Annotated in this window: 21 protein-coding genes; 9 read left to right on the top strand and 12 right to left on the bottom strand. The window is 62.9% G+C overall.

The annotated features are described in order from the left end of the window. The first annotated feature begins 45 nt into the window (after nucleotides 1-45). The 4 genes from S4A8_RS01565 to S4A8_RS01550 all read left to right on the top strand — a co-directional run bounded on the left by S4A8_RS01565 (nucleotide 46) and on the right by S4A8_RS01550 (nucleotide 4,439). Nucleotides 46-882 carry an ABC transporter substrate-binding protein gene (locus tag S4A8_RS01565; RefSeq protein ID WP_502950693.1) on the top strand — a complete coding sequence of 279 codons (837 nt, stop codon included), beginning with the start codon at nucleotides 46-48 and terminating at the stop codon, nucleotides 880-882. A 9-nt stretch (nucleotides 883-891) separates the two neighbouring features. Continuing rightward, a complete protein-coding gene (locus tag S4A8_RS01560; protein WP_353178022.1) occupies nucleotides 892-1,713 on the top strand; it encodes an amino acid ABC transporter permease in 822 nt (273 codons plus the stop codon). A 1-nt stretch (nucleotide 1,714) separates the two neighbouring features. Then, complete coding sequence (locus S4A8_RS01555; protein WP_353218753.1) at nucleotides 1,715-2,470, top strand: amino acid ABC transporter ATP-binding protein; 756 nt, start codon at nucleotides 1,715-1,717, stop codon at nucleotides 2,468-2,470. A 172-nt stretch (nucleotides 2,471-2,642) separates the two neighbouring features. Then, nucleotides 2,643-4,439 (top strand): putative bifunctional diguanylate cyclase/phosphodiesterase, encoded by a 1,797-nt coding sequence (locus S4A8_RS01550; RefSeq protein WP_353218752.1) that lies wholly within the window; start codon nucleotides 2,643-2,645, stop codon nucleotides 4,437-4,439. Nucleotides 4,440-4,470: 31 nt separating this feature from the next. On the opposite strand, the gene sbcB is transcribed toward S4A8_RS01550, so the two are convergent. The 3 genes from sbcB to S4A8_RS01535 form a co-directional block, all read right to left on the bottom strand. Next, nucleotides 4,471-5,910: an exodeoxyribonuclease I gene (gene sbcB, locus S4A8_RS01545; RefSeq protein ID WP_353218751.1), complete on the bottom strand. Its 1,440-nt coding sequence runs from the start codon at nucleotides 5,908-5,910 to the stop codon at nucleotides 4,471-4,473. Nucleotides 5,911-5,947: 37 nt separating this feature from the next. Beyond that, complete coding sequence (locus S4A8_RS01540; RefSeq protein WP_353218750.1) at nucleotides 5,948-7,846, bottom strand: ABC-F family ATP-binding cassette domain-containing protein; 1,899 nt, start codon at nucleotides 7,844-7,846, stop codon at nucleotides 5,948-5,950. A 79-nt stretch (nucleotides 7,847-7,925) separates the two neighbouring features. Further along, the gene (locus S4A8_RS01535; protein ID WP_353218749.1) at nucleotides 7,926-9,236 is read right to left on the bottom strand and encodes a DEAD/DEAH box helicase; all 1,311 of its coding nucleotides are present in this window, start codon (nucleotides 9,234-9,236) and stop codon (nucleotides 7,926-7,928) included. A 307-nt stretch (nucleotides 9,237-9,543) separates the two neighbouring features. Between S4A8_RS01535 and S4A8_RS01530 the strand changes: the two genes are divergently transcribed. Further along, the gene (locus S4A8_RS01530; protein ID WP_353178034.1) at nucleotides 9,544-10,665 is read left to right on the top strand and encodes a CNNM domain-containing protein; all 1,122 of its coding nucleotides are present in this window, start codon (nucleotides 9,544-9,546) and stop codon (nucleotides 10,663-10,665) included. Between the two features lie 6 nt (nucleotides 10,666-10,671). Here S4A8_RS01530 and S4A8_RS01525 read toward each other — a convergent pair whose 3' ends face one another. Beyond that, nucleotides 10,672-11,817 (bottom strand): acyl-CoA dehydrogenase family protein, encoded by a 1,146-nt coding sequence (locus tag S4A8_RS01525; RefSeq protein ID WP_353218748.1) that lies wholly within the window; start codon nucleotides 11,815-11,817, stop codon nucleotides 10,672-10,674. Nucleotides 11,818-11,833: 16 nt separating this feature from the next. Beyond that, nucleotides 11,834-12,706: an SDR family oxidoreductase gene (locus S4A8_RS01520; protein ID WP_353218747.1), complete on the bottom strand. Its 873-nt coding sequence runs from the start codon at nucleotides 12,704-12,706 to the stop codon at nucleotides 11,834-11,836. A gap of 305 nt (nucleotides 12,707-13,011) precedes the next feature. Here S4A8_RS01520 and moaB point away from each other — a divergent pair, with 305 nt between their 5' ends. Beyond that, nucleotides 13,012-13,527: a molybdenum cofactor biosynthesis protein B gene (gene moaB, locus S4A8_RS01515; RefSeq protein WP_353218746.1), complete on the top strand. Its 516-nt coding sequence runs from the start codon at nucleotides 13,012-13,014 to the stop codon at nucleotides 13,525-13,527. A gap of 226 nt (nucleotides 13,528-13,753) precedes the next feature. Here moaB and ppa read toward each other — a convergent pair whose 3' ends face one another. Continuing rightward, nucleotides 13,754-14,287 (bottom strand): inorganic diphosphatase, encoded by a 534-nt coding sequence (ppa, locus tag S4A8_RS01510; protein WP_293623774.1) that lies wholly within the window; start codon nucleotides 14,285-14,287, stop codon nucleotides 13,754-13,756. 75 nt (nucleotides 14,288-14,362) lie between these two features. Next, nucleotides 14,363-15,625 (bottom strand): 6-phosphofructokinase, encoded by a 1,263-nt coding sequence (locus tag S4A8_RS01505; RefSeq protein ID WP_353218745.1) that lies wholly within the window; start codon nucleotides 15,623-15,625, stop codon nucleotides 14,363-14,365. Nucleotides 15,626-15,806: 181 nt separating this feature from the next. On the opposite strand from S4A8_RS01505, the gene S4A8_RS01500 reads away from it, so the two are divergent. After that, complete coding sequence (locus S4A8_RS01500) at nucleotides 15,807-16,364, top strand: adenylate kinase (RefSeq protein ID WP_353178046.1); 558 nt, start codon at nucleotides 15,807-15,809, stop codon at nucleotides 16,362-16,364. Between the two features lie 37 nt (nucleotides 16,365-16,401). Here S4A8_RS01500 and rnd read toward each other — a convergent pair whose 3' ends face one another. After that, complete coding sequence (gene rnd, locus S4A8_RS01495) at nucleotides 16,402-17,541, bottom strand: ribonuclease D (RefSeq protein WP_353218744.1); 1,140 nt, start codon at nucleotides 17,539-17,541, stop codon at nucleotides 16,402-16,404. Between the two features lie 39 nt (nucleotides 17,542-17,580). Between rnd and S4A8_RS01490 the strand changes: the two genes are divergently transcribed. Next, the gene (locus S4A8_RS01490) at nucleotides 17,581-18,111 is read left to right on the top strand and encodes a hypothetical protein (RefSeq protein WP_353218743.1); all 531 of its coding nucleotides are present in this window, start codon (nucleotides 17,581-17,583) and stop codon (nucleotides 18,109-18,111) included. Nucleotides 18,112-18,160: 49 nt separating this feature from the next. Then, a complete protein-coding gene (gene mpl / locus S4A8_RS01485) occupies nucleotides 18,161-19,513 on the top strand; it encodes a UDP-N-acetylmuramate:L-alanyl-gamma-D-glutamyl-meso-diaminopimelate ligase (protein WP_353218742.1) in 1,353 nt (450 codons plus the stop codon). A 415-nt stretch (nucleotides 19,514-19,928) separates the two neighbouring features. On the opposite strand, the gene S4A8_RS01480 is transcribed toward mpl, so the two are convergent. The 4 genes from S4A8_RS01480 to S4A8_RS01465 all read right to left on the bottom strand — a co-directional run bounded on the left by S4A8_RS01480 (nucleotide 19,929) and on the right by S4A8_RS01465 (nucleotide 24,000). Beyond that, the gene (locus tag S4A8_RS01480; protein WP_353218741.1) at nucleotides 19,929-20,210 is read right to left on the bottom strand and encodes an EF-hand domain-containing protein; all 282 of its coding nucleotides are present in this window, start codon (nucleotides 20,208-20,210) and stop codon (nucleotides 19,929-19,931) included. A 276-nt stretch (nucleotides 20,211-20,486) separates the two neighbouring features. Then, complete coding sequence (locus S4A8_RS01475) at nucleotides 20,487-21,851, bottom strand: sigma 54-interacting transcriptional regulator (protein ID WP_353218740.1); 1,365 nt, start codon at nucleotides 21,849-21,851, stop codon at nucleotides 20,487-20,489. Further along, on the bottom strand, nucleotides 21,852-22,514 hold the full coding sequence (locus tag S4A8_RS01470) for a hypothetical protein (RefSeq protein WP_353218739.1): 663 nt from the start codon (nucleotides 22,512-22,514) through the stop codon (nucleotides 21,852-21,854). Next, nucleotides 22,504-24,000, bottom strand: coding sequence for a sensor histidine kinase (locus S4A8_RS01465; RefSeq protein WP_353218738.1), 1,497 nt, complete (start codon nucleotides 23,998-24,000; stop codon nucleotides 22,504-22,506). The genes S4A8_RS01470 and S4A8_RS01465 overlap by 11 nt, the downstream gene beginning before the upstream one ends. Between the last annotated feature and the right edge of the window lie 8 nt (nucleotides 24,001-24,008).

The following is a 24,008-nucleotide window of genomic DNA, read 5'->3' as shown; positions in this document are numbered from 1 at the left end:
GCAGACTCATTGCAAGGCAAATGCACGATACTCAGGGAGATTTAAATCGTGACAGCTTCAACGGGCCGCTCGGGCCGATTCGGTTTGTTTTTTGTCGTCGGGCTGCTGGCCGCGGCCATCTCCGGCTGTAGCCAGGACGAAGGCGCTACCGTCGATGGCATTCATCTGGTCACCGCCGATGCGCTGACCGTGTGTACCCATATTCCCTACAAACCGTTCCAGTTCACGGATGATAGCGGCGAGGTGGTGGGCTTCGATGTCGATCTGGTGGATCTGCTGGCTCAGGATCTGGGCGTGGATACGAAGGTTGTGAGTGTGGACTGGAACCAGATCACCTCTGGCGCGGTGCTGGCGGCCGGCAAGTGTGATCTGGCTATGGGGGGCGCCACCATCACGCCCAAGCGCCAGGAAGTGGTGCTGTTTTCCGCGCCTTATTTCAACGCCACCCAGGCGTTGCTGGTGAAAAAGGACAGCGGTTACGAAGGCCTTGAAGATCTCGATGGCAAGCGGCTAGGCACCCAGACCGATACCACCGGCGCGATCTATGCCGACAAGCATGCCGAGGAATACGGCTACACGACTGTGGTGTTCGACGATCTTGCCCTGGAAACCACCGCAGTGAGCGCGGGCAAGGTGGACGCCGCGATCAACGACAACGGCCCGCTGTATCAGTACGCCGCCGATAATCCGGAAACTGAGATTGCGGCCGAATTCGATACCGGCGAACGCTACGGCTTTCTGGCGAAAAAGGACGATGAGAACGCCAAGAAGCTCATCGAGCGGCTGAACGCCGTGATCGCCAAGGCCAAGGAAGACGGCCGCTACGACGAGATTTTCAAGAAGTGGTTCGGTCAGGTACCGGGCACGATCAACCAGCAGTAGTCGGCATTCATGGTATCCCGCCCGGCGCAGGCCAGGCCGCGAAAAACCAGCCCACGCATCCGTGCACGGCGAATTCGTGCGGTGCAGTACGCGCTGCTGATACTGGCGGTCGTCGCCGCGGCGCTGCTGGCCGACTGGGCCCAGATCGGACGAACCTTCTTCGACCCGGGGCTGATTCGCGATACCGTCGCCCATGGCCTATGGCTGGCGTTGTGGAATACGCTCGTCTATACCGCGGGCGGGTTCGTTCTGGGCCTGGTGGCTGGCACCTTGCTGGCCATGATGCGTTTGTCCGATGTCGGGCCCTATCGCTGGCTGGCCACGGTCTATATCGAGTTCTTTCGCGGACTGCCGGCGCTGGTGGTGTTCATGGCGTTTTCGCTGTTGCCACTGGCCTTTCCCGGTCTGGCCATGCCGTTGCCGCCCTATGGCACGGTGTGGGCGGCACTGGGGATCGTGGGCAGTGCCTATATGGCCGAAACCATCCGTGCCGGGATCCAGGCCGTGCCCCGCGGCCAGATCGAGGCGGCACGCTCGCTGGGGATGTCGGCGGGCCAGACCATGTGGAAGATCACGCTGCCGCAGGCGTTTCGTATCATGATCCCGCCTTTGACCAACGAGCTGATCATGCTGATCAAGGATTCCTCGCTGGTGTTCATCGTCGGTCTGTCGGCGGCGAATTTCGATCTCACCAAGTTCGGACGGGCCGCGGCCAACAGCAACGTCAATATCACGCCGCTGGTGGTGGCCGGCCTGGGTTATCTGATTATTACCCTGCCATTGTCGATAATCGTGCGGCGCATGGAAGCCGCCGCCTCCAGGCAGCGCTGACATGATCGCTGGCGGTGCACTGGTCGAACTGCGGGCGCTGAACAAGTATTTCGGTAGCAACCATGTGCTGCGCGATATCGATTTCAGCGTCGCACGCGGCGAAGTCGTATGCGTGATCGGCCCGTCCGGCTCGGGCAAGTCCACCTTGCTGCGCTGCGTGAACCTGCTGGAAACGCCGCAGTCGGGCACGGTCCGTGTCAACGGCGAGGAACTCACTGACCCGGATTGCGATATCGATGCCGCGCGGCGACATATCGGAATGGTCTTTCAGCAGTTCAATCTCTTCGCCCATCGCAGCGTGCTCGACAACTGCATGCTCGCCCTGACCACGGTACTCGACAAACAACGCGACGAGGCCGAGCGCATCGCCCGCGCCAATCTCGAGCGGGTGGGTCTGGACGACAAGATCGCAGCCTACCCGGCCCATCTGTCCGGTGGGCAGCAGCAGCGGGTGGCCATCGCACGCGCGTTGTCCATGGACCCTGCGTTGATGCTCTTCGACGAACCCACCTCGGCGCTCGATCCGGAACTGGTCGGCGAAGTATTGAGCGTAATGCGCCGGCTCGCCGATGAAGGGATGACCATGATCGTGGTCACGCACGAAATCGGCTTCGCGCGTGAAGTGGCCGACCGCGTGGTGTTCATGGATGCCGGTGGTATTGTCGAGCAGGGGAGCCCCGCCACGCTGCTCACCGATCCGCAGGAACCACGGACACGTGATTTTCTCAAACGGGTGCTCGATCCGGGATCGCGCTGAGACATGCATCTGTTGCCCGCACGCCTGCGTTTACTATGATTGATGATGTGCACCCGGCTGCTGGGCCGGGTTCAAGTCGTATCGACTATTGTCGATAGATATCATTCAAGACGGCGCAGTATGCGCATTACAAGTACAACACGCCCCGGTCGCCTGAATGAAAACGGGTCTCATGTCGCAACGAGTCGAAGAAAGCGAACGCCTGCATGAGTTGCGGGGGCTCGATTTGCTCGATACACCGTTCGAGGATCGCTTCGATCAGTACACGCGCCTGGTGGCGAGCGTTTTCAATGTACCCACGGCACTGATCACCCTGGTCGAGCGCGATCGCCAGTGGTTCAAGTCTCTGGTGGGTTTCGACCGGCGCGAAACGCCGATCGAAGAATCGTTCTGTGCCTACGCGCTGCCGCTGGATCTGCTCTATGTGCCCGATGCAACGGCGGACCGGCGGTTTCACGACAATGCGTTGGTGCTGGGCGAGCCCTATATCCGTTTTTATGCCGGGGCGGTGCTGCGCGGGCCCACGGGTCAGCCGCTGGGCACGCTGTGCGTGATCGATTCGCGTCCCCGGGAGCTGTCGGACGTCGAAAAATGGCGGCTGATGATGTTCGCTCGTATCGTCGAGAGCGAGATCAACCTGCATCGTCAGTTCGATCACTGGTCGCTGGGCTTGCAACACCGGGCGATGTACGACGCGGTCACGGCATTGCCCGGGCGCGCGCTGTTCGAAGAGTTGATCGCCAATAGCTGGAATCAGATCGAAAGCGGCGGGCGGACCATGACGATGGTGCATTTGCACCTGAGCAATTTCGAAATCCTGCATTCTCTGGTCGGGCGGGCCGGCTGCGATCATGTGATTTCGACGATCGCGCAGCGGCTGTCGCACGATGTGTACGGGGACGATCGTATCGGCATGCTCGGTTCCAAGCGTATCGGTGTTGTCATGACCGCGGCCGCGGATGCGGCGGACGATACGCTGGAGCGCGTGAACACGTTGATGCGCAGCCTCGCGGCGCCGATCGAATACAACGGGGTGCGTCTGACGGTCGATATCAAGGCCGGTATCAGTCGTGCACCGGACGATGCGCACGATGTCGAGACGTTGATTGCCCACGCGCGCATGGCCGCGGCCGAAGCGCAGCATAGCCCTGACGGCGTGCGTCGCTACTCCAGCGACGTCCAGCGCGCCGTGGCCCGCAGCCACGAGCGCCACTACCGGTTGGCCGAAGCGCTACGCGCGGATGCACTGGATCAGGTCTATCAGCCGATCGTGGAGTGCGGCAGCGGCCGTATCATCGGCGTGGAAGCACTCGCGCGTTGGACTGACGGGGAACACGGCCAGGTCAGCCCGGATGAGTTCATCCCGATCGCCGAGGCCGATCCCGAACTACGTCGGCTATTGACGGTATGTACGCTCAACAGTGCCTGCCGCCAGCTCGCCGAATGGCGCGAAGCGCATGAGGTCGTGCCGTATGTGGCGGTCAATATTGCCGGCGAGGAACTCTACTGCGAAGACTTCGCAGATATGGTCGCGGGTCTGATCGCGCAGCATGGGGTGCCAGCCTCGCATCTGGTGCTCGAGATTACCGAGCAGAGCGTGATCACCGACGTCGGAACCGCGGCAGAAACAATGCTCGAAATGCGCGTACAGGGCTTTCGCTTTGCAATCGACGATTTCGGTACCGGCTATTCGTCGCTGCGCTATCTCCAGCAGTTGCCACTGGATATTCTCAAGATCGATCGCAGCTTTACCCAGCTGATTACCCAGGACACGACCAGCCATGAGCTGACGTCCGGCATCCTGCAGATCGCGCGGACGCTCGATCTGGCCGTGATCGCCGAAGGCGTAGAAACCGAAGCGCAATACGCGGTGCTCAAGCAACTCGGCGCCGGTCATATCCAGGGCTTTCTGTTGGGACGCCCGCAGCCCGCACAGGCCATTACCGAACAACTGTACGGGTCGGACTAGACTGGATACCGGGCAGGGCCCCGGGCGGGGCCTAGAGCCGCTGGCGTAGCTTCGCGCTCCAGGCCTTGAGATCCAGCAACAACTGCAGCTGCGCCGGTTCGCCCTGGACACGTTCCATCAGTTGGGCGATGAGCTCGTCGTAATCGTCCAGGGTCAGGCCGCCGTCCGGGGCGAATTCCAGGCGTTTCGATAGCCAGTTGTTCCAGTCGTCGCGTTCCGCGTCGACCAGCGTTTCCGGAAAATAGCGGGCACGATAGCGAAACAACAGTTCGTTGAGCCGGTTGTCGGCGAACACGATCGCGCCATCGGCCAGTTCGGCGGCCGAGGTGCGACGGACCTGATCCGCCAGCTTGCGATCGGCATCCGATACGAAGCCGTCGTAGAGCGCGGCTTCGGCATCGCCGTCGGGCTCGAAGGCATGGGCATCGAATACTGCCGTTGCCTTGGCTTCCACCTCGGAAAGCTGATCGTGAATGGCCTTCCAGTGGCGCCGGCACTGGTTGATGTCGAGGTTCAGCCGCTCGGCTTCGCTTTCGCGCATCATTTCGAAGGGGGCGAGCACCGGGCATTTGTTCAGGTGCACGCCCTTGAGCGCGACCCGCGGCGTGTCTTCGGGCAGGTCGGCGGTGGGCGTGAAGATGCGCTCGAATATCTCGTCCGGCGGCAGTTCCAGCAATGGCGTAGGGTCGACGCGCAGATCGTAGACGATCACACAGTTTTTATTGCTCGGGTGCGCGGCGATCGGCATGACCGGCGACAGGCAGCCGTTCGCGGCCGGGAACTTGGGAGAGACATGCAGTGCGGGCTTGCGGGTGCCCATGTCCAGCATCTTGCGGGCACTGTGCTTGTCGCGACTTTTTTCGACGTAATCGAACAGCTTCGGCTGCTTGTCGCGGATGAGCTTAGCCAGACCAATGGTGGCATGCACATCCGAAAGCGCGTCATGGGCGCGTTCCTGAGCCAGGTTGTTGGCCTTTGCCAGATGTTCGAGCTTGAAGCTGGGTGTGCCGTCTTCGCGCTTGGGCCATTCGATGCCGTCCGGGCGCAGGGCATAGGCCAGGCGCACCATGTTGATGATGTCCCAGCGCGAACAGCCGTTCTGCCATTCGCGGGCGTAGGGGTCGAAGAAGTTGCGCCAGAGGGTGTGGCGGGTGACTTCGTCATCGAAGGCCAGACTGTTGTAGCCCACGCTGCACGTGCTCGGCACCGCCATTTCCGCTACGATGGTTTCGATGAATTCCGGCTCGGGCACGCCGCGTTCGAGTGCGATCTGGGGCGTGATGCCGGTGATCAGCGTGGCTTCGGGATGGCCGAGCATGTCCACCGGCGGCTGGCAGTAGAGCACCACCGGTTCGCCGACGATATTGAAATCCATGTCGGTCCGGATGCCGGCGAACTGGGCCGGCTTGTCGCGCCGCGGGTCGGCGCCGAAGGTTTCGTAGTCGTGCCAGAAATAGGTCGGCGTGCTCATGGGCGACTCGTGCTTGCGGGTGTCAACGCGAAACGCGTTATGAGGCGGCCTGGGCCTGTTGTTCGAGCGCTTCGGCGTTTTCCATCCAGCTGGCTTCGGCCTTGTCGAGCTGTTTGCGCAGCTTGCCCTGTTCCTGCGATAGACGCGCGATCTCGGTCTTGTTGCCGTAGACGCTGGGTTTGGCCATTTCCTTTTCGATGGCGGCGATCTTTTCCTCGAACTTGGCCATATCGGCCTCGGCCTGCTTGAGCGCGCGGCGCAGGGGCTTTTCGCGTTCGCGTTGGGCCGCGGCATCGCGACGGGCATCTGCGCCGCTGCCGCCAGCGGTGGTCGGTTTTTTCGGCTTATCGCTGCCTTCGCGGGCCGCGTTCTGGCGGGTCAGCCATTTGGCGTAATCGTCCAGATCCCCGTCGAAGGGCATGAGCGTGCCGTCGTCGACCCGCCAGAGCTGGTCGCAGGTGGCATCGATGAGATGGCGATCATGGGCGATCATGATGACCGCACCGGTATAGCCAGCGAGCGCGGTTTCCAGCGCGTGGCGCATGTCCAGATCGAGATGGTTGGTCGGTTCGTCGAGCAACAACAGATTGGGCTTGTCGTAAACCACCAGGGCGAGCGCGAGACGTGCCTTTTCGCCACCCGAGAACGGGGCGATGGGCTCCAGCGCCTTGTCGCCGTGGAAATCGAAGCCGCCGAGAAAGTCGCGGATCTCCTGTTCCGAGGCACGGGGCGCCTGGCGCTGCAGGTGCGTGGCGGCACTGGCGTTGTCGTCGAGCACTTCGAGCTGGTGCTGGGCGAAATAACCCACGCGCGTGTACTTGTCGTGCTGTACGTCGCCTCGGATCGGGGCCATTTCCCCGGCCAGCAATTTCATCACCGTCGATTTGCCGGCGCCGTTGCGCCCGAGAATCGCCAGCCGGTCGCCCGCCGTGATCTGCATCTTGATGCCGCCCACCAGGGTCACGCCGTCATAGCCGGCATCGGCGTTGTCCAGCCGCAGCAGGGTATCGGGCAGGCGTTCGGGTTGGCGAAAACTGAAGGAAAACGGCGTATCCCAATGGGCCGCCTCGACCTTTTCCATGCGCTCCATCTGCTTGAGCTTGCTCTGCGCCTGTCGTGCCTTGGTGGCCTGGGCCCTAAAGCGATCGACAAAACCCTGCAGCTGCGCGAGTTTCTTCTGCTGATTCTCGTAGGCGGCCTGCTGTTGCAGCTTGGCCTCGGCGCGCATGGTCTCGAACTCGGAATAATTGCCGGTATAGAGCGTGGCGCGACCGCCTTCCAGATGCAGCGTATGGCTGATCAGCGCATCCAGAAAATCGCGGTCATGCGAAATGATGATCAGCGTGGCGGGATGGCTGGCCAGGTATTCCTGTAGCCAGAACACCGCGTCCATATCCAGATGGTTGGTCGGCTCGTCGAGCAGCAGCAGATCGCAGCGGCGCATGAGCGCGGCGGCCAGGTTCAGGCGCATACGCCAGCCGCCGGAGAAGGAATCCAGCGGCGCGCGATGGGTGTCGGGCGCGAAACCCAGGCCGTGCAGCAACTTGGCCGCCCGGGCGGTGGCCGAGTAGCCGTCGATCTCGGCCATGCGGCCATGCAGTTCGGCCATGGCGTGGCCATCGGCTTCGGCCTCGGCCTTGGCGAGCTTGGCCTCGACCGCACGGAGTTCGGTGTCGCCATCAAGCACGAAATCCAGTGCGGATTGGTCCCCGGCCGGGGTGTGCTGGCGCACCGTGGCGATATCCAGATGGGCCGGAATCTCGGCCTCGCCGGAATCCGGCGACAGTTCGCCGAGCATCATGGCGAACAGGCTGGACTTGCCGGTGCCGTTCTGGCCGACGATGCCGATGCGCTGCCCGGGCTGGAAGCGTACGTTGACGTTTTCCAGCAGCTTGCGCGATCCGCGGCGCAGGGTGAGGTCTTTGAAAGCGATCATGGGCGGTATTGTAAATGAGGCGGTGAAATGAAAACGGCCCGCATGAAGCGGGCCGTTTATAGCTCGGGTAAGCCTGCGATCAGGACTGCCCGCCACCACCGCCGCCGGAACGGTTGCCGCCCCGATTGCCACCCCGGCTGCGCCGGCGTTGCTGATTGCGCCCGGGCGTATTGTTGCCGCCGCCACCGCGTTTTTTAGGCGGGCGGTTGCCGCCGTTGTTGTTCGGACGCCGTGCCGGCCGGTCGTCGGCTTCGTCGTTTTCGCCGGCGCGCAGGTCCACGCCTTCCACGGTCATGCGTTCGATCTGCTTGCCGATGAGCTTTTCGATGTCCTTGAGCAGCTTGCGCTCATCCGGTCCGACCAGCGATACGGCTTCACCGGCTTCGCCGGCACGGCCGGTACGCCCGATACGATGGACATAGTCCTCGGAGACGTTGGGCAGTTCGAAATTCACGACATGGGGCAGCGACTCGATATCGATACCGCGGGCGGCGATATCGGTGGCGACCAGCACCTGGATATCGCCGTTCTTGAAACCGTCTAGCGCCTTGGTCCGAGCGTTCTGGCTCTTGTTGCCGTGCAGGGCGGCCGCCGGCAGGCCGTCGCTGTCGAGCTGCTTGCACAGACGATTGGCGCCGTGCTTGGTACGGGCGAACACCAGCACCTGATGCCAGTTGTTTTCCTTGATCAGGTGGCTGAGCACGGCACGCTTGCGCGGTTTTTCCACCATCACGACTTTCTGGTCGATACGATCGGCAGTGGCATTACGCGGCGCGACGTCGATCTCGACCGGCTTGTGCAACAGGCTGGAGGCCAGCTTGCGAATATCCTTGGAGAAAGTCGCCGAGAACAACAGCGTCTGGCGTTTTTCCGGCACGTACTTGAGCACGCGCTTGATATCGTGGATAAAGCCCATGTCGAGCATGCGATCGGCTTCGTCGAGCACCAGGGTCTGGATGTTCGACAGGTCGGCATGGCCTTCCTGCAGCAGATCCAGCAGGCGTCCGGGCGTGGCGACAACGATATCGACGCCTTTCTTGAACTGGCCGATCTGGGGCTGATAGCCGACACCGCCAAAGATCACCGTACTGCGGATCGCGCCGGACTGGCCGTAGGTACGCACCGATTCGTTGACCTGGGCGGCCAGTTCACGCGTGGGGGCGAGCACCAGAACGCGCGGTTTCTTTTCCTGACTGTCGCCGAGTTTGTGCAGCAGCGGCAGGGTGAAGGCCGCGGTCTTGCCGGTGCCGGTCTGGGCGGCGGCAAGCACGTCCTGGCCGGCAAGTACGGCCGGAATGGCCTTGGCCTGGATGGGCGTGGGTTGGCTATAACCGGCAGCGGCGACCGCTTCGAGAAGCGACGGCGCCAGGCCGAGTTGGTCAAAGGACATAGAAGGTTTTCCGTTGGGCTGCGGCACATCATGAACACGAGACATCCGCTGCCGCATGGCATGATGGCGTGGATCGCAGCGCCGCGAGAAAATACAGTCGCTGCGGCGGCCGGCTGGCAAGAACCAGCCTGTGGCGCAGTGCGCAAGCATGCGCGGGCGCCGGGCCGAATTTTCCAGTATACGCGCAGACAGGGTTGAACGATAGACGCGCGATCGAACGAACCGCATGATCGCGTGTCGCAGGTTCGAAGGGCTTTTTGCAAAGGATTAACGCAAGCGCCAGCAGGCGTGCGCGATTACGGGTGCCATGGCGTTACTTTTTGTTTATCTGTTTCTCGCGCTTGGGGTGTCGTTTCTGTGCTCGGTGCTGGAAGCGATTCTGCTATCGATCACGCCCTCTTATATCGCCCTCATGCAGAAAGAGGGTGGGCGCGTGGGTGCGCGCCTCGAGTCGCTCAAGGCCGATATCGACCGGCCGCTGTCGGCGCTTTTAAGCCTCAACACGATCGCCCACACGATTGGCGCGGCCGGCGTAGGTGCGCAATCCCAAGCGGTGTTCGGCAACGGCTATCTGACCGCGACCTCGGTGGTGCTCACGCTGTTGATTCTCGTGATTTCGGAAATCATTCCGAAAACGCTGGGCGCGAGTTACTGGAAACAGCTCGCGCCCACCGCCGCGCTGCTGCTGCAATGGATGACGATTGCGCTATATCCGCTGGTGGCCCTGTCGATGGTGATCACCAAGCTGCTCACGCCCAAACATACGGGCCCGACCTTTTCGCGCGACGAATTTCAGGCCATGGCCGATCAGGGCGAGGCCGATGGCGTGTTCGATATCGAGGAATCGCGCATCCTGCGCAATCTGTTGCATTTTCAATCGTTGCGCGTAAAGGACGTGCTCACGCCGCGCGTGGTGATGATGGCGTTTACGCAAGACCAGACCGTGACCGAGGTATTCGAAACGCTGGGCACGCGCCGTATCTCGCGCTTGCCCGTGTTCTCCGAAGACGGCCACGAAATCACCGGTTTCGTGCTGTTATCCGATGTGCTCAGCGAGATCGCGCGCGATCGTCATACCACGCCGCTGTCGGCCATCCAGCGCGATGTGCTGGTGGTACCGGAATCGCTGTCGCTGTACGGGCTTTTCCGTAACCTGCTCGAGCGCCAGCAGCAGTTGTCCGTCGTGGTCGACGAATATGGCGGCATCGTGGGCGTGGCGACCATGGAAGACATCGTCGAAACCATGCTGGGTCTGGAAATCATGGACGAGGGCGATGCGGTCGAGGACATGCGCGTCATGGCCCGTGAACAATGGAAACGCCGTGCCCGTAAGCTGGGCCTGATCGAGGAGGACCTCGACGAGGATGAAGCCGCTGCACGTCGGCGTGCTGCGGCCCGTCACGAATCCTCGGCCGGCTCGCCAGTCTGACGGGGTTTACAGACCCATCTGGCGCACGGCGAGATCCCGCATGATTTCTTCGGCCCCGCCGCCGATCGCGTTGACCCGTACTTCGCGGTAGATGCGCTCGACCTTGGCGCCGCGCAGATAGCCGGCGCCGCCGAATATCTGTACGCCTTCACGCGCACAGAACTCCATGGTCTGGGTGGCCTGGTTCTTGAGCAGACACACATCGGCGATCGGGTTCTCACCGTGGTCGATCTGCCAGGCGATCTGTTCCAGATAGGCCTGGGTCGCACGAATACGCTGGGCCATGTCGGCGAGCTTGTGGCGGATTACCTGATGGTTGATCAGCGCAGTACCGAAGGTTTGCCGTTCGCGCGCGTAGGCGCTCGCTTGATCGAAACAGACCTGGGCAAAACCGTTACAGCCAGCGGCCAGCCATAGCCGTTCGCTGTTGAAGTTGGCCATGATCAGACGAAAGCCCTCGTTCTCGGTGCCGAGCAGGTGGCTCGCCGGCACGCGGCAGTCGTCGAAATAGAGGGTCGCGGTATCGGAACACCACCAGCCCATCTTGCGATCCAGCGGTGTGCGCGAAAAGCCCGGCGTGTCGGTGGGCACGAGAATGAGCGATATGCCGGCCCGGCCCGCTGCGCCCGTGCGTACCGCCACGGTGACGTAATCCGCGCGCATGCCGGAAGTGATGAACGTCTTCGATCCGTTGAGGATATAGTCGTCGCCGTCGCGTACGGCCGTGGTCTTGAGATTCGCCACATCGGAACCGCCGCCCGGCTCGGTGATCGCCAGCGCGCTGATCTTGCGGCCCATCAGGATGTCGGGCAGCACCGCGCGTTTGAGCGCCTCGTTCGCCCCGTTGACGATCGGCGGGGCGCCGATGGTATGGCTGAGCAGGCTGGCCGACAGGCCGCCGGCGCCCGCCCGGGCGAGTTCCTGTGCGCCGATGATCACGAAGAATCGGTCTGCCTCGATGCCGCCGTATTCGGGCGGAAAACCCAGCCCGAGCAGGCCGATTTCGGCCGCGCGATTATAGAGTTCTCGGGGAAAGCCGCCGGCTTCGTCCCAGTCATCCACGAAGGGCGTAATCTCGTCGGCGACCCAGCGGCGCAGGGTGTCGCGATACAGTGCGTGGGCTTCGGTATAGCCCGGATGGGTGCTGTGCATAGCGGCGGCGCCTTGTTCAGTCGCCATCGCGCAACAGGCGCGGCGTTTGGGCCAGATGAAAGCCGTTGTAGGCGCCTGCCTTGTCATGATCGGGCATGGGCCAGTGGCTGCGTGCATTCGGCGCGCCGCCATCCACGCGCAGGCAGCTGCCGGTGATGAAGCCAGCCGCCTCCGACAACAGGAACACGATCGCTGCCGAGACTTCCGATTCCGTGCCCCAGCGTTTGAGCGGCACGAACTGCGGCAGCGCACGCAGCATGGGTTTGATTTCGTCGGGGTAGGTATCCATGCCGGAAGAGGCGATCCAGCCCGGCGCCACGGCATTCACGCGCACGCCCGCATACTGCCATTCCACTGCTGCGGTTTCGGTCAGGCTGAGCATGCCGGCGCGCGCGGCCCCCGAATGGCCCATGCCCGGCATGGACGACCACATATCGGCGATGATGTTGACGATGGCGCCGCCGTGATCTTCCATCCACTGCGTGAAGCACTCCCGGGCCATGAGAAAACCGCCGGTGAGGTTGTTGCGCACCACCGTGTCGAAGCCTTTTTGCGAGATATGCTTGAGCGGGGCATGAAACTGCCCGCCGGCGTTGTTCACCAGGCCGTCGATGCGCCCGTGTTCGGCCAGGATGGCGGTAATGGTGGCGGCAACGCTGTCTTCGTCGCGAATATCGCAGACATGGGTACTGGCCGGCGCGCCGCCCGCATCGGCGATCTCCGCGGCCACGCTGTGTAGCTTGGATTCGGTACGCCCGACCAGGGCGACCCGCGCGCCGAGCGCCGCGAGTTCGTGGGCCGTGCAGCGGCCGATGCCGCTGCCGCCGCCGGTGATGATGACGTGCCGATTCGCGAACAGATCGGACCGAAAGACAGACGAATAAGCCATGTGTTCTCCTGCGCGCACCGGCCTGAATACCGGCGTTGTGTTGCTCTTTTATCTCGACTGGCGCCAAGTCTTGGGTTGTGCCATCGCGTGACGGCATCATTTCAGTAATCCCGCATACACGCACAGTTTTATTAATCCGGCTTCGCAGGCGCTGGCCGCGGCAGGCATGGTTTTACATGCCCGCTTTCAACCCGAACACGCATCTATATTCATCCCGGTTCAATAAAAACGCTGCCGCTTAGCCAACGCGAGCGGTCTGGTTTATGGCATCTTGAACGGCATTCAGGCCCGTTCCATCCCATGCCATGCGTGATCGATTCATTCCCCTGCACATTGCCGTTCTGACGGTATCGGATACCCGCACCGAGGCCAGCGACAAGTCCGGCCGCCTGCTCGTCGACCGGCTACAAGCCGCCGGCCATCAGCTGCATGAAAAAGCCATCTGTAGTGACGATATCCATGAGATTCGCGCGCGCGTCGCGCGCTGGATTGCCGACGAAAAGCCGGATGTGGTGATCACGACCGGCGGCACCGGCCTGACCGGGCGCGATGTCACGCCGCAGGCGGTCGAGGTGCTGTTCGATCGGCGTATCGACGGTTTCGGCGAGATGTTTCGCATGCTCTCCTACGAGAGCATCGGTACCTCGACATTGCAGTCGCGTGCGATCGCAGGGGTGTCCAAGGCGACGTTCGTGTTCTGCCTGCCCGGTTCGTCCGGCGCCTGTGCCGACGGCTGGGACAAGCTCATCGCGGATCAAATCGATGCCCGTACCCGGCCCTGCAATCTGCAGGAGCTGCTGCCACGCCTGACCGAGCGCTAGCCGGGCCCCTTGTTATGTATGGAGCTCGGTTGGCCGCGTTCGATGGGCAGGTTGTCCGCAAATGAACGCGAAGGCGCGCAAATAAGGCGAAGCTTGTGTGCGCCGCCGCGTAGCGCGCAAACCGCGCATACGAAAAAGCCCCGCCGGCGAACCGGTCGGGGCTTTTTCGGTCTGTGCAGCCTGTCGATCCCTTCAGGCATCGGGACTGACAGCGGCCGCAGGTCGATCAGCCCTTGTTGTAGGCCTCGATCGACTTGTTGATTTCGGCCTTGGCTTTTTCGGCGCCTTCCCAGCCGGTGATCTTCACCCACTTGCCTTCTTCGTGATCCTTGTAGTGTTCGAAGAAGTGCTGGATCTTGTTTTTCAGGCGCTCGTCGACGTCGCCCAGATCCTTGATGTCCTTGTAATAGTCGGTGGCGATCTTGTCGGTGGGCACGCACAGGATCTTGGCATCCAGGCCGGATTCGTCCTCGGTGCCGAGTACCGCCACCGGACGCGCCTTGATCACGCAGCCGGGTACGATCGGCTCGGGGGTGAGCACGAGCACATCCACCGGGTCGCCGTCGTCATACAGCGTCTGCGGCACGAAACCGTAGTTGGCCGGGTAGTGCATGGCGACGTTCATGAAGCGGTCGACCATTAGACAGTTGGTGTCCTTGTCGACTTCGTACTTCACCGAGCTCGAGCCTTCCACGATCTCGATGACGACGTTGACTTCGTCCGGTGCTTTCTTGCCCGGTGTAATGGCTTCAAAGCCCATTGCAGACCCCTTTCGAAGGTGAATAATCGAATTTGTGGCGACCGATTGTAACCGATGACTTGACGCTGAGTGGTTTCAGATCTCGAACCCCTCGCTGAGCTTCTTTTCCACGGCCACGTTCTTCAGGCGTGCGTACTGCGGCAGCCCATCGGCATAGGGCGGGTAGGATTCGCCTGCGATCAACGGCTTGAGATAGCGCCGGGCGGCTTCGGTGATATGAAAGCCGTCCTCGCTGATGAATTCGCGCGGCATCATCTTTTCGACATTGGCGACTTCATCCAGCGGCGCCTCGCCGATGGTCCAGCGATAGGGCTCGTCGGATTCGCGCACGATCGACACCATGATCCCCGACTTGCCGGCCACGGCATATTCGACTGCCGCACGGCCCACGGCATAGGCCTGTTCCACGTCGGTCTGGGAGGCGATATGGCGTGCCGCACGCATGAGATAGTCGGCGATCGCATAGTGATACTTGTAGCCGAGCTTGTTCTTGATCAACTCGGCCAGGGTCGGCGCCATGCCGCCAAGCTGCTTGTGGCCGAAGGCATCGGTGCTGCCGGCATCCGACAGGAACTCGCCGTCGGCATTGCGTACGCCCTCGGAGGCCACGATGGTGCAATAGCCGTGGCGCTTGACCGTGTCATCGACCTTGGCCAGGAACTTCTCTTCGTCAAAGGCGATTTCCGGGAACAGCAGGATGTGCGGGTCCTGGCCTTCGGCCTCGCTGGCCAGCCCACCCGCGGCCGCGGTCCAGCCGGCATGCCGACCCATGACCTCCAGAATGAACACCTTGGTGGAGGTCTTGCACATGCTCGCCAGATCGAAGCCGGCCTCGCGAATGGATACGGCCGTGTATTTGGCGACACTGCCGAAGCCGGGCGAGCAGTCGGTATGCGGCAGGTCGTTGTCCATGGTCTTGGGCACATGGATCGCCTGGATCGGATAGCCCATCTTCTCCGACAGCTGGCTGATCTTGAGACAGGTATCGGCCGAATCGCCGCCGCCGTTGTAGAAGAAATAGCCGATATCGTGGGCCTTGAAAACCTCGATCAGGCGCTCGTACTGGGCGCGATTGTCGTCTAGGCCCTTGAGCTTGTAGCGCGCCGACCCGAAAGCGCCGGCCGGCGTGTGCTTGAGTGCAGCGATCGCGCCGGCGGATTCGGCCGAGGTGTCGATGAGATCTTCGGTGAGCGCGCCGACGATACCGTCGCGCCCGGCATACACGGTGCCGATCTTGTCGCTGTGTTCGCGCGCGGCTTCGATTACGCCGGCGGCCGAGGCGTTGATGACGGCGGTCACGCCACCGCTTTGCGCATAGAAGGCATTCTTTCGGGTCATGGGTTCATCCTGGCTGATCAGATGCGCCGCAAAGCATACTTGAGAGTTGGCGCCGCCGAAAATTGACTTGCCCCAGGCGAATCATTAACGTCGACCGTTCGTTCGTGCGCACGCTCGGGTTGTGTGCGCAAAACGCTCTACCTTCTGGTTATGACAACGCCAAGCCGTTCGCGGAGAAATCATGCTGAAAATCGTGCTGCTGGGTGCCCCGGGTTCGGGCAAGGGAACGCAGAGTGAAAAGCTGGTCGCCGAATTCGGCGTACCGCAGATTTCCACCGGCGATCTGCTACGCAGCGCGGTAGCCAACGAAACCGAACTCGGCAAGAAAGCCAAATCGGCGATGGATGCCGGTGAGCTGGTCTCCGACGATATCGTCGTGGGCATGATTCGCGAACGTCTGGCCGAGGACGATACCGAAAACGGTTTCATTCTCGACGGCTTCCCGCGCAGCCTCGATCAGGCCAAGGCGCTGGATGAGCTGCTCGATGAAATGAATCGTCCGCTTCAGGGCGTGGTGCATATCAAGGTCGACAACGAAGAAATCGTGCAGCGCCTGATGGCCCGCGGCCGTGCCGACGACAACGAAGAGACAATTCGCAATCGTCTCAAGGTGTATCAGGAGCAGACCCAGCCGCTGGTCAAGTTCTACGAAGACAAGGGCCTGCTGACGGCCGTGGCCGGCGTGGGCGAGATCGACGACATCTATGCCCGCATCAAGGCGGCGTTGCCCGCCGGTTAGATAAATCCGCCCGCACAGCGGGCGTCGATTCGTGTTTTCAGGCGCCGGAGCCGGCTGCGGCTTCGGCGTTTTTTATGGCTGCGAGCACGGCCTCGCCGGCCACGCCCGCGCGCCAGCCCGACAGCAACCGCAGATCGCGTGCGCCGGCGACCATGGCCGCGATTTCCTTGCGACTGGCCAGCGCCGACGCGGCGATCGCGTGGCTTTGTGCCCGTTGGGCCAGGACGTCCATACCGATCTTGATGCGTCGTTTTTCTTCGTCGCTGGGCGGCGTTGGCGGCGCGGCGAGCGGCTCGGCCGGGCGCTCGGCTGCGCGCTGTAGGCAATCCAGAAGCGCTGTGCCGTGCCGGTCGACGGTTTTGGCGGGCAGGGCGCGAATCTGTTTCATGGCGTCGCGATCCGGCGGTCGCCGTTTGGCCAGTTCGATGACCGCATCGTCGGCCAGAATCCAGCGCCGTGGCCGGTCGCAGGCCATGGCCTCGCGTTCGCGCCAGTCGGCGATCGCGCCCAGCGCCTGCTGTTGGGCCGGCTTGAGCCGATGCCAGCTCTTGATACGGCGCCAGGCGGCCGCGGTATCCACGTCGAAACGCCGGGCGTCGACCATGCGCTCGAAATCCTCGGCCAGCCAGGCCTCGCGTTCCTGTTCGAGCAGCCGGTTGCCGATCACGTGATAGGCCACGGCGAGATAGCGCACATCGTCGGCAGCGTAATCGAGCGCGCCGGGCGGCAGCGGGCGTTTGCTCCAGTCGGTGCGCGTATGCGCCTTGGGCAGGTCGATATCCAGCAGGGCGTCGATCAGGCGCGCATAGCCCATCTGGTCGTCGAGGCCGACCAGCGGGGCGGCCACCTGTGTATCGAACAGCGGCGCCGGCATGGTGCCGAAACGCTGGTACAGCACTTCCAGATCCTGTTCGGCCGAATGGAACACCTTGAGCACGCGCGTGTCGGCCAGCAGTTCGGCCAATGGTTCGAGGTCGTCGAGCGCGATTACGTCGATCAGGCCGATTTCGTCGGCATCGGCAATCTGCACCAGACACAGCTTGGGGTAGTAGGTGCTTTCGCGCAGGAATTCGGTGTCCACGGCGATCCAGTCGCGCTCGCGCATGCGTGCTGCGAACTCGGCCAGCGCTGCGTCGCCGGTGATCGTGACGACGGACTGGGGCGGCTTCGGTATCATGCCGTGTGCTCTGACAAGCTTCATAAGGATGCGGTGTCCATGGTTTTTGCGCGGCGGGTAATCGAACTAATGCTGCTGCGGCGTGGCCCCCAGGATATGCCGGGGGATGCGAACACGCTCATCGGTTGTGCTGCGGCCTATTGTATCTTGCTGTTTCTGCAAGTCGGCCTGCTCATGCCTGCGCCTGCGGCTGCGCTTCAGGCCGGGCTGGCCACGGCCCTGCTCGCCTTGTATGTGCGGACGGTGCTGCGTATCCGTCAATTGCCCAACCGCTTCAACCAGACCGCGACGGCCCTGTTCGCATCGGGGGCGACGCTGACGTTGATCATGCTCGCGCCCACCCACGCGATGGCGCCTTATCTGCACGCGCTCGGCGAGGCCAGCGACGCGCAGGCCGTACCCATGCCGCCGACGTTCGTGACCCTGTCCTATGTCGCCATGGGCTTCTGGGGCCTGGCGATCTACAGCCATGTCTATCGGCACGCGCTCGATGGCGGGCTCTGGCTGGGCGTGGGCGCGACTATCACTTTCGAAATCTTGCTGTTGCTGGTGTTTTCCGTACTCGGTTGACGCGCGCTCGGGCGCGATCAGCGCAGGCTTGCCGTACAAGGGTTTTCACATGCATGTCCATATTCTCGGCATCGGTGGCACGTTCATGGCCGGTGTGGCGCTGCTCGCGCGCGCGGCCGGGCATACGGTGACCGGTTCCGATGCCGGTCTGTATCCGCCCATGAGCACCCAGCTGGCCGAGGCCGGTATCGATGTCATGGAAGGCTACGCGCCGGACCATCTCAAGCCGGCGCCCGATCAGGTGATCGTGGGCAATGCCATGAGCCGGGGTAACCCGGCGGTCGAATATACGCTCGATGCCGGGCTCGACTATATTTCCGGGCCGCAGTGGCTGGCCGAGAACGTGCTGCGCTCGCGCTGGGTGTTGGCCGTGGCCGGCACCCACGGCAAGACCACGACCGCGAGCATGCTCGCCCATATACTCGAATATGCCGGCATGGCGCCAGGGTATCTGATCGGCGGGGTCGCGGCCGATCTGGGCCAATCCGCGGCGATGGGCGAAAGCGATTTCTTCGTGGTCGAGGCCGACGAATACGATACTGCCTTCTTCGACAAGCGCTCGAAGTTCGTGCACTACCGCCCGCGTACGCTCGTGCTCAACAACCTCGAGTTCGATCACGCCGATATCTTCGACAACCTCGAAGCCATCAAGCGCCAGTTCCATCACCTGGTGCGTACGGTGCCGGGCACGGGCCAGATCGTGCATAACGCGGCCGATGTCGAACTCGACGACGTGCTCGCACGCGGCTGCTGGACGCCGACGGTGGGTTTTGCCGGGCCCACGGGCGATTGGCAGAGTCAGGCGCTCAGCGCCGATGCCAGCCATCTGGCGATTCGTTACCAGGGCGAGGCGGTCGGCGAACTCAATTGGCACATGACCGGCGCGCACAACGCGGCCAACGCGCTGGCTGCGATCGTGGCTGCCCGTCATGTGGGTGTGGTGCCGGAACAGGCTATCGCCGCGCTGGCCTGTTTCAGGGGCGTCAAGCGTCGTATGGAACTCCGCGGTACGCCGCGCGGTATCAAGCTGTTCGACGACTTCGCCCATCATCCGACCGCCATCCGGACCACGCTGGCAGGCCTGCGTGCCGGCGCGCAGGGCCGGGTGCTGGCGGTGTTCGAGCCTCGTTCGAATACGATGCGCCGTGGGGTTCATGCCGATACCTTGGCGGCCAGCTTTGCCGATGCCGACCATGTGTTCGTCTACGACGCCGATCTGGACTGGGACGCCGCCACCGTGTTCGCGTCGCTGGGCGATCGTATGACGCGTTGTGGCGATCTGGACGCGCTAGTCGCCGCAGTGGCCGCGACCGCCATGCCGGGCGATTGTGTCGTGGTGATGAGCAATGGCGGTTTCGGCGGTATCCACGGTAAGTTGCTCAGCGCATTGGCGCAGACCTGAGCCGCAATAGCAGACATAAAAAAACCGCTTCATGAAGCGGTTTTTTTATCTAGCGAGAAAATTTCGCCGAGGCCGGGCCGTACCACGTCGAGGCACGAGGGGGGACCGGGAGACGCCGACCCGACCCTGGCGAAAACGGTGGCGATCGCCTTTTGCGATGCGCCTTTGAAAATTTCGCGTTGGCCGGGCCGTACTACGCCGAGGCACGAGGGGGGACCGGGGAGACGCCGGCCCGACCAAGCGAAAACCTGTCATACGCACACCGTGGTTGTGCGTATGGATTTAATTTCGCCTGAGCCGAGCCGAACCACGCCGAGGCACGAGGGGGGGACCGGGGAGACGCCAGCCCGACCAGGCGAAAACTGTGTGGCAGCCATGCTGCCGAAATTCGTGTTGCTTGAACTCCTTACCTGAATTAAGCGTCTTCGCTGTCCTGCGAAGACTGCATATCCTTCATGTATTGCTGGAACTCGTCCTTGTCGACTTCACCGTCGCCGTTTTCATCCATGGCATCGAACTTCGCCTCCCACGGAGTCGCGGCCACTTCTTCCGGCGAAAGCGAACCGTCGGCATCGGCATCCATGGTCGCCCAGGCCGCCGAGGCTGTTTCTGCCGCATTCGCGCGGGTCGTGGACAAAGCCGTCGACAACGGAATGGCGATAGCGATACCGGCAATGACTGCGTAGCGTTTCTTCATGAATCACTAAACTTCAATGCGTTCCTGACTAAGCCTAGAGCAACCGCCGTGCCAACTATAAAAAATACTTACGATACAATAACGTAAGTAGTATTTTCCGTGCCGAGAGGCCTGTTGTCGCCGTGGGCGGGGCATACCGGCACAAAGACTGTTGCCGTATGGCGACAGCATGCAACGAATACTGATAACTTGCGGAATTTGCTTGGTTTTAAATGTCGCAGATTGGCAACAGTTAGCCGCGATCGGCTGGTTTTCGATGTCGCCTAACGGCAACGATCAGCGCGAGCGCTTGTAATAGTTGGGGTCGATCTCGTGCCGGTTGAGCAGCTTGTAGAACTCGGTGCGATTGCGCTTGGCCAGGCGTGCGCTGCGGGCGACATTGCCCTCGGTGATGCGTAGCAGCTGAACCAGATAATCGCGTACGAAGGCATCGCGGGCCTCGGCGAGCGGCTGCAAGGAGGCAGCTGCATCGGCGCGACCGCTATGGCCGGCCAGGGCCTTTTCCACCGCCTGTGCGGAAATCACGTGGCCGCGGGTGAGGGCGACATTCTGTTCGACCACGTTGGAGAGCTGGCGGATATTGCCGGGCCAGTGATGGCGGCAGAGCAATTCCATCGCATCCGGCGAGTACACGCGGGTGCGCCGGCCACTGCGCGCCGCGATCGCTTCCAGAAAATGGCGGGCCAGCGGCGCGACGTCTTCCGGTCGCTCACGCAGCGGCGGCAGGGCAAGGGTGACCACGGCCAGGCGATAGTAGAGATCTTCGCGGAAACTGTGTTGTTCGATGGCATGACCGAGGTCGCGGTGGGTGGCCGACACCACGCGCACGTTGACCGGTAGTGAACGCGAAGCGCCCACCGGTCGGACTTCACGCTCCTGCAGCACGCGCAGCAGTTTGACCTGCAGCGTGATCGGCATGTCGCCGATCTCGTCGAGGAAGACCGTACCGCCCTCGGCGCTGCGAAACAGCCCCTGCTGGACCTGCTTGGCATCGGTGAATGCGCCTTTTTCGTGGCCAAACAGTTCCGATTCGAGCAATTGCTCGGGCATGGCCCCGCAGTTGATCGCCACGAACGGCGCCTTCGCGCGGGGGCTGGCATCGTGCAGCGCGCGGGCGAGGACTTCCTTGCCGGTGCCGGATTCGCCGGTGATGAGCACGCTGGTGTCGCTGGCGGCGACCAGCTTGGCTTCATCGAGCAGGCGATGCATCAACGGCGAGCGGGTGACGATGCGTGCGCGCCAGACCTGCTGCCAGTCTTCGCTGGCCACACCGGTCTGTTCAAGCGCCTGGTCGACACGGGCCAGGAGTACGTCCTTGTCGACCGGTTTGGACAGAAAATCGAGTGCGCCGCCCTGCGTGGCCGCGACCGCCTCGGGAATCGTGCCGTGGGCGGTCAGCAGAATGACCGGCAGCGTAGGGTGGGCATGACTGAGCCGGTCGAGCAGCGCCATGCCGTCCATGCCATCCATACGCAGATCGGTGATTACACAGTCCGCGCCGTAATTTTCGAGCAGGCGAAGGGCGGCCAGACCGCTATCGGCGGTCTCGACCGTGTGGCCCGCGCCTTCCAGACGCAGGGCGAGCAGGCGCCGCAGGCTGGGGTCGTCATCGACCAGCAGTATCTTGCCGCCGCGTGCCATTTACGTGCCCGGGTCGCCGAGCCGGTTTTCTATATCGGCCAGTTCGCGCAATTTGCGGCGTGCCTCGTCGAGCTCGCGTTCGAGTTCACGGATATGGGCTCGCTCGCGGGCGTTCGACTGTCCGGCAGGCGGCTGGGCGCGCGCGCTTCGGGTCGCGGACTCGGGTATCACCGGTTCGGCGATGGCCGGCGCCGGTTCGGCCACGGTGTCGGTGCTGCTGGCAGCGCCGTTACGCGCGCCTTCGGCATACAGGCGCGCAAGATCCTGCAGGTACTGGCAGGCCGCCGGGCTCCACTGGGCATCGTCGGCGGTGAGCGCGCGCTGGGCATAGCGCGCGGCTTCGTCCGGGGTGTAACGACGCTGGCCGGCCGTGCCGAATGCAAGGGCCAAATGCGCATAGCTCTGGGCATCGGGGCGGCTGGCCACCTGCGCTCGCGCGACGGCCACCGCCTCGGCGCGGGCTTCGGGCGTGGCCTGGCGCAGTTGTGCGGCATAGTCGAGCAAATCGAGTACCGGATCGCGCTCGGCCGCCAATGGCATTGCCGGCGATGTCTCGACGCGTTCGCCCAGATCCGGCGGCCGCCGATCGGTGCTGCAGCCGGCCAGTAGCGATGCGCCGGCAACGGCGAGCGCGACCCATACCACACGCATATCACACCGCATGGCGATCCGGGATTTCGACATGAAACCGTGCACCGCCGCCCGGGGCGTCGGTCACATCGATACGCCCGCCATGCGCATGCACGCATTCACGTACCACCGACAAGCCGATACCGGTGCCCCGGAGTGCGCCCTTGGCATGTGACTGGCTGTCCGTGCCCTGATAAAAGGCATCGAAGATTGCGTCGCGCTCGTGCGCGGGCACGCCCGGCCCTTGATCACTGACCGAGATCGTGGTGGCTGAAACCATACGCTCGGCGGCCAGGGTCACGGTCGAGCCCGGCGGCGCGAATTTCACCGCGTTGGCGAGTAGATTGTCGACAATAAGCTGCATACGGTCCCGGTCGGCCGTGACGTCCATGGTTTCGCCCGGCGTGACCACGGATAGTTCCTTGCCCTCGATCGTGAGCCGCTGGCGGGCCACGATCGCCTCGAAAAGCGCGTTCAGATCGAAGCGCTCGTACTCAAGTTTAGCGTGTTGTTGCTGCCAGGCGGCAAAGTCCAGCAGGTTATCGATGAGCTTGGCCAGTTCCAGGCTGTTCTGCTGCAGGATTTCGGCCACGTCGGCCTGCGCGCCGTTGAGCTTTCCGACGGTGCCATCGCGCAACAGTTCGGCGCCTTCGCGGATACTGGCGAGCGGCGTTTTGAGTTCATGCGACATATGCCGGATGAACTGCTGTTTTTCGTTTTCCAGGGTGGCCAGCCGGCGGCGCATCCAGTCCAGGCGCGCGCCCAGCGCATCGAGTTCGGCCGTGGGCGCGAACACCTTGATCTGCTGCGAGAAATCGCCATCGCCAAGGCGGGTGACCGCGCCGGAGATCTGACGTAGCGGGCGTGCGATCACCACCACGAAGAACGCGGTGAGCGCGAGTGCGCCGGGAATCAGCGCGAATACGCACAGCAGCAGGAAAAAGCGGGCATCGGCCGCGGTCGCCTGCAAGCGGGCCAGCTCGCGATCGATGAACAGATTGCCTTGCTGGGTGATCAGATCGGTTTCGCGCTGCATGGCGCTGATTTCCTCGATCAGGCTCTGAACCTGGGCCGGGCGCGTGCGCAGGCGTTCGGCCAGTTCGCGTGCCTGGGCGCGCAGGGTATCGAGGTTCCAGCCCGGCAGGGTATCGAGCTCGAGGGCGCCGAGCGCATCGAGCATGGCATCGAAGTCGCGGCTCTGGCGCTCGAAACGCGTGATCAATTCGTCGCTTTGCAACACACCGTATTGGCGCGCGCTACGCTCCATGCCCACCAGCAGCGTGCTCAGGCGTTTGCTGTAGCGGGTCACCTCCACGCCCTGGAGCACCAGGTGCTCGCTCTGATCGGTCAAGCGATCGACATAGAGCACACCGAAGACGATGGCCACGATCAACGGCAACGCGACCAGCCCGAAACTGGTCAGCAACAGTCCGGTGATCGAGCGTGGGCGAAAGACCAGCCGGCGACGGCCGTGGGCCTTGCGCGAATGTTCGATAGCGGCAGCAGCAGGGCGCGACATGCCGTACA

The sequence above is a fragment of the Salinisphaera sp. S4-8 genome (assembly GCF_040361235.1).
Taxonomy (GTDB): Bacteria; Pseudomonadota; Gammaproteobacteria; order Nevskiales; family Salinisphaeraceae; genus Salinisphaera.
The sequence above is the reverse complement of the archived record's forward strand: the minus strand, read 5'-3'. Positions and strand labels throughout refer to the sequence as shown.

Excerpts from the sequence above, each read along its gene's own strand:
- S4A8_RS01535 (WP_353218749.1), bottom strand. The coding sequence starts at position 9,236 with ATGTCCTTTGACCAACTCGGCCTGGCGCCGTCGCTTCTCGAAGCGGTC.
- S4A8_RS01555 (WP_353218753.1), top strand. The coding sequence starts at position 1,715 with ATGATCGCTGGCGGTGCACTGGTCGAACTGCGGGCGCTGAACAAGTAT.
- S4A8_RS01525 (WP_353218748.1), bottom strand. The coding sequence starts at position 11,817 with ATGCACAGCACCCATCCGGGCTATACCGAAGCCCACGCACTGTATCGC.
- S4A8_RS01465 (WP_353218738.1), bottom strand. The coding sequence starts at position 24,000 with ATGTCGCGCCCTGCTGCTGCCGCTATCGAACATTCGCGCAAGGCCCAC.
- mpl (WP_353218742.1), top strand. The coding sequence starts at position 18,161 with ATGCATGTCCATATTCTCGGCATCGGTGGCACGTTCATGGCCGGTGTG.
- S4A8_RS01550 (WP_353218752.1), top strand. The coding sequence starts at position 2,643 with ATGTCGCAACGAGTCGAAGAAAGCGAACGCCTGCATGAGTTGCGGGGG.
- rnd (WP_353218744.1), bottom strand. The coding sequence starts at position 17,541 with ATGATACCGAAGCCGCCCCAGTCCGTCGTCACGATCACCGGCGACGCA.
- S4A8_RS01470 (WP_353218739.1), bottom strand. The coding sequence starts at position 22,514 with ATGCGGTGTGATATGCGTGTGGTATGGGTCGCGCTCGCCGTTGCCGGC.
- S4A8_RS01480 (WP_353218741.1), bottom strand. The coding sequence starts at position 20,210 with ATGAAGAAACGCTACGCAGTCATTGCCGGTATCGCTATCGCCATTCCG.
- S4A8_RS01530 (WP_353178034.1), top strand. The coding sequence starts at position 9,544 with ATGGCGTTACTTTTTGTTTATCTGTTTCTCGCGCTTGGGGTGTCGTTT.
- S4A8_RS01560 (WP_353178022.1), top strand. The coding sequence starts at position 892 with ATGGTATCCCGCCCGGCGCAGGCCAGGCCGCGAAAAACCAGCCCACGC.
- S4A8_RS01505 (WP_353218745.1), bottom strand. The coding sequence starts at position 15,625 with ATGACCCGAAAGAATGCCTTCTATGCGCAAAGCGGTGGCGTGACCGCC.
- S4A8_RS01540 (WP_353218750.1), bottom strand. The coding sequence starts at position 7,846 with ATGATCGCTTTCAAAGACCTCACCCTGCGCCGCGGATCGCGCAAGCTG.
- ppa (WP_293623774.1), bottom strand. The coding sequence starts at position 14,287 with ATGGGCTTTGAAGCCATTACACCGGGCAAGAAAGCACCGGACGAAGTC.
- S4A8_RS01475 (WP_353218740.1), bottom strand. The coding sequence starts at position 21,851 with ATGGCACGCGGCGGCAAGATACTGCTGGTCGATGACGACCCCAGCCTG.
- S4A8_RS01490 (WP_353218743.1), top strand. The coding sequence starts at position 17,581 with ATGGTTTTTGCGCGGCGGGTAATCGAACTAATGCTGCTGCGGCGTGGC.
- S4A8_RS01500 (WP_353178046.1), top strand. The coding sequence starts at position 15,807 with ATGCTGAAAATCGTGCTGCTGGGTGCCCCGGGTTCGGGCAAGGGAACG.
- sbcB (WP_353218751.1), bottom strand. The coding sequence starts at position 5,910 with ATGAGCACGCCGACCTATTTCTGGCACGACTACGAAACCTTCGGCGCC.
- S4A8_RS01520 (WP_353218747.1), bottom strand. The coding sequence starts at position 12,706 with ATGGCTTATTCGTCTGTCTTTCGGTCCGATCTGTTCGCGAATCGGCAC.
- moaB (WP_353218746.1), top strand. The coding sequence starts at position 13,012 with ATGCGTGATCGATTCATTCCCCTGCACATTGCCGTTCTGACGGTATCG.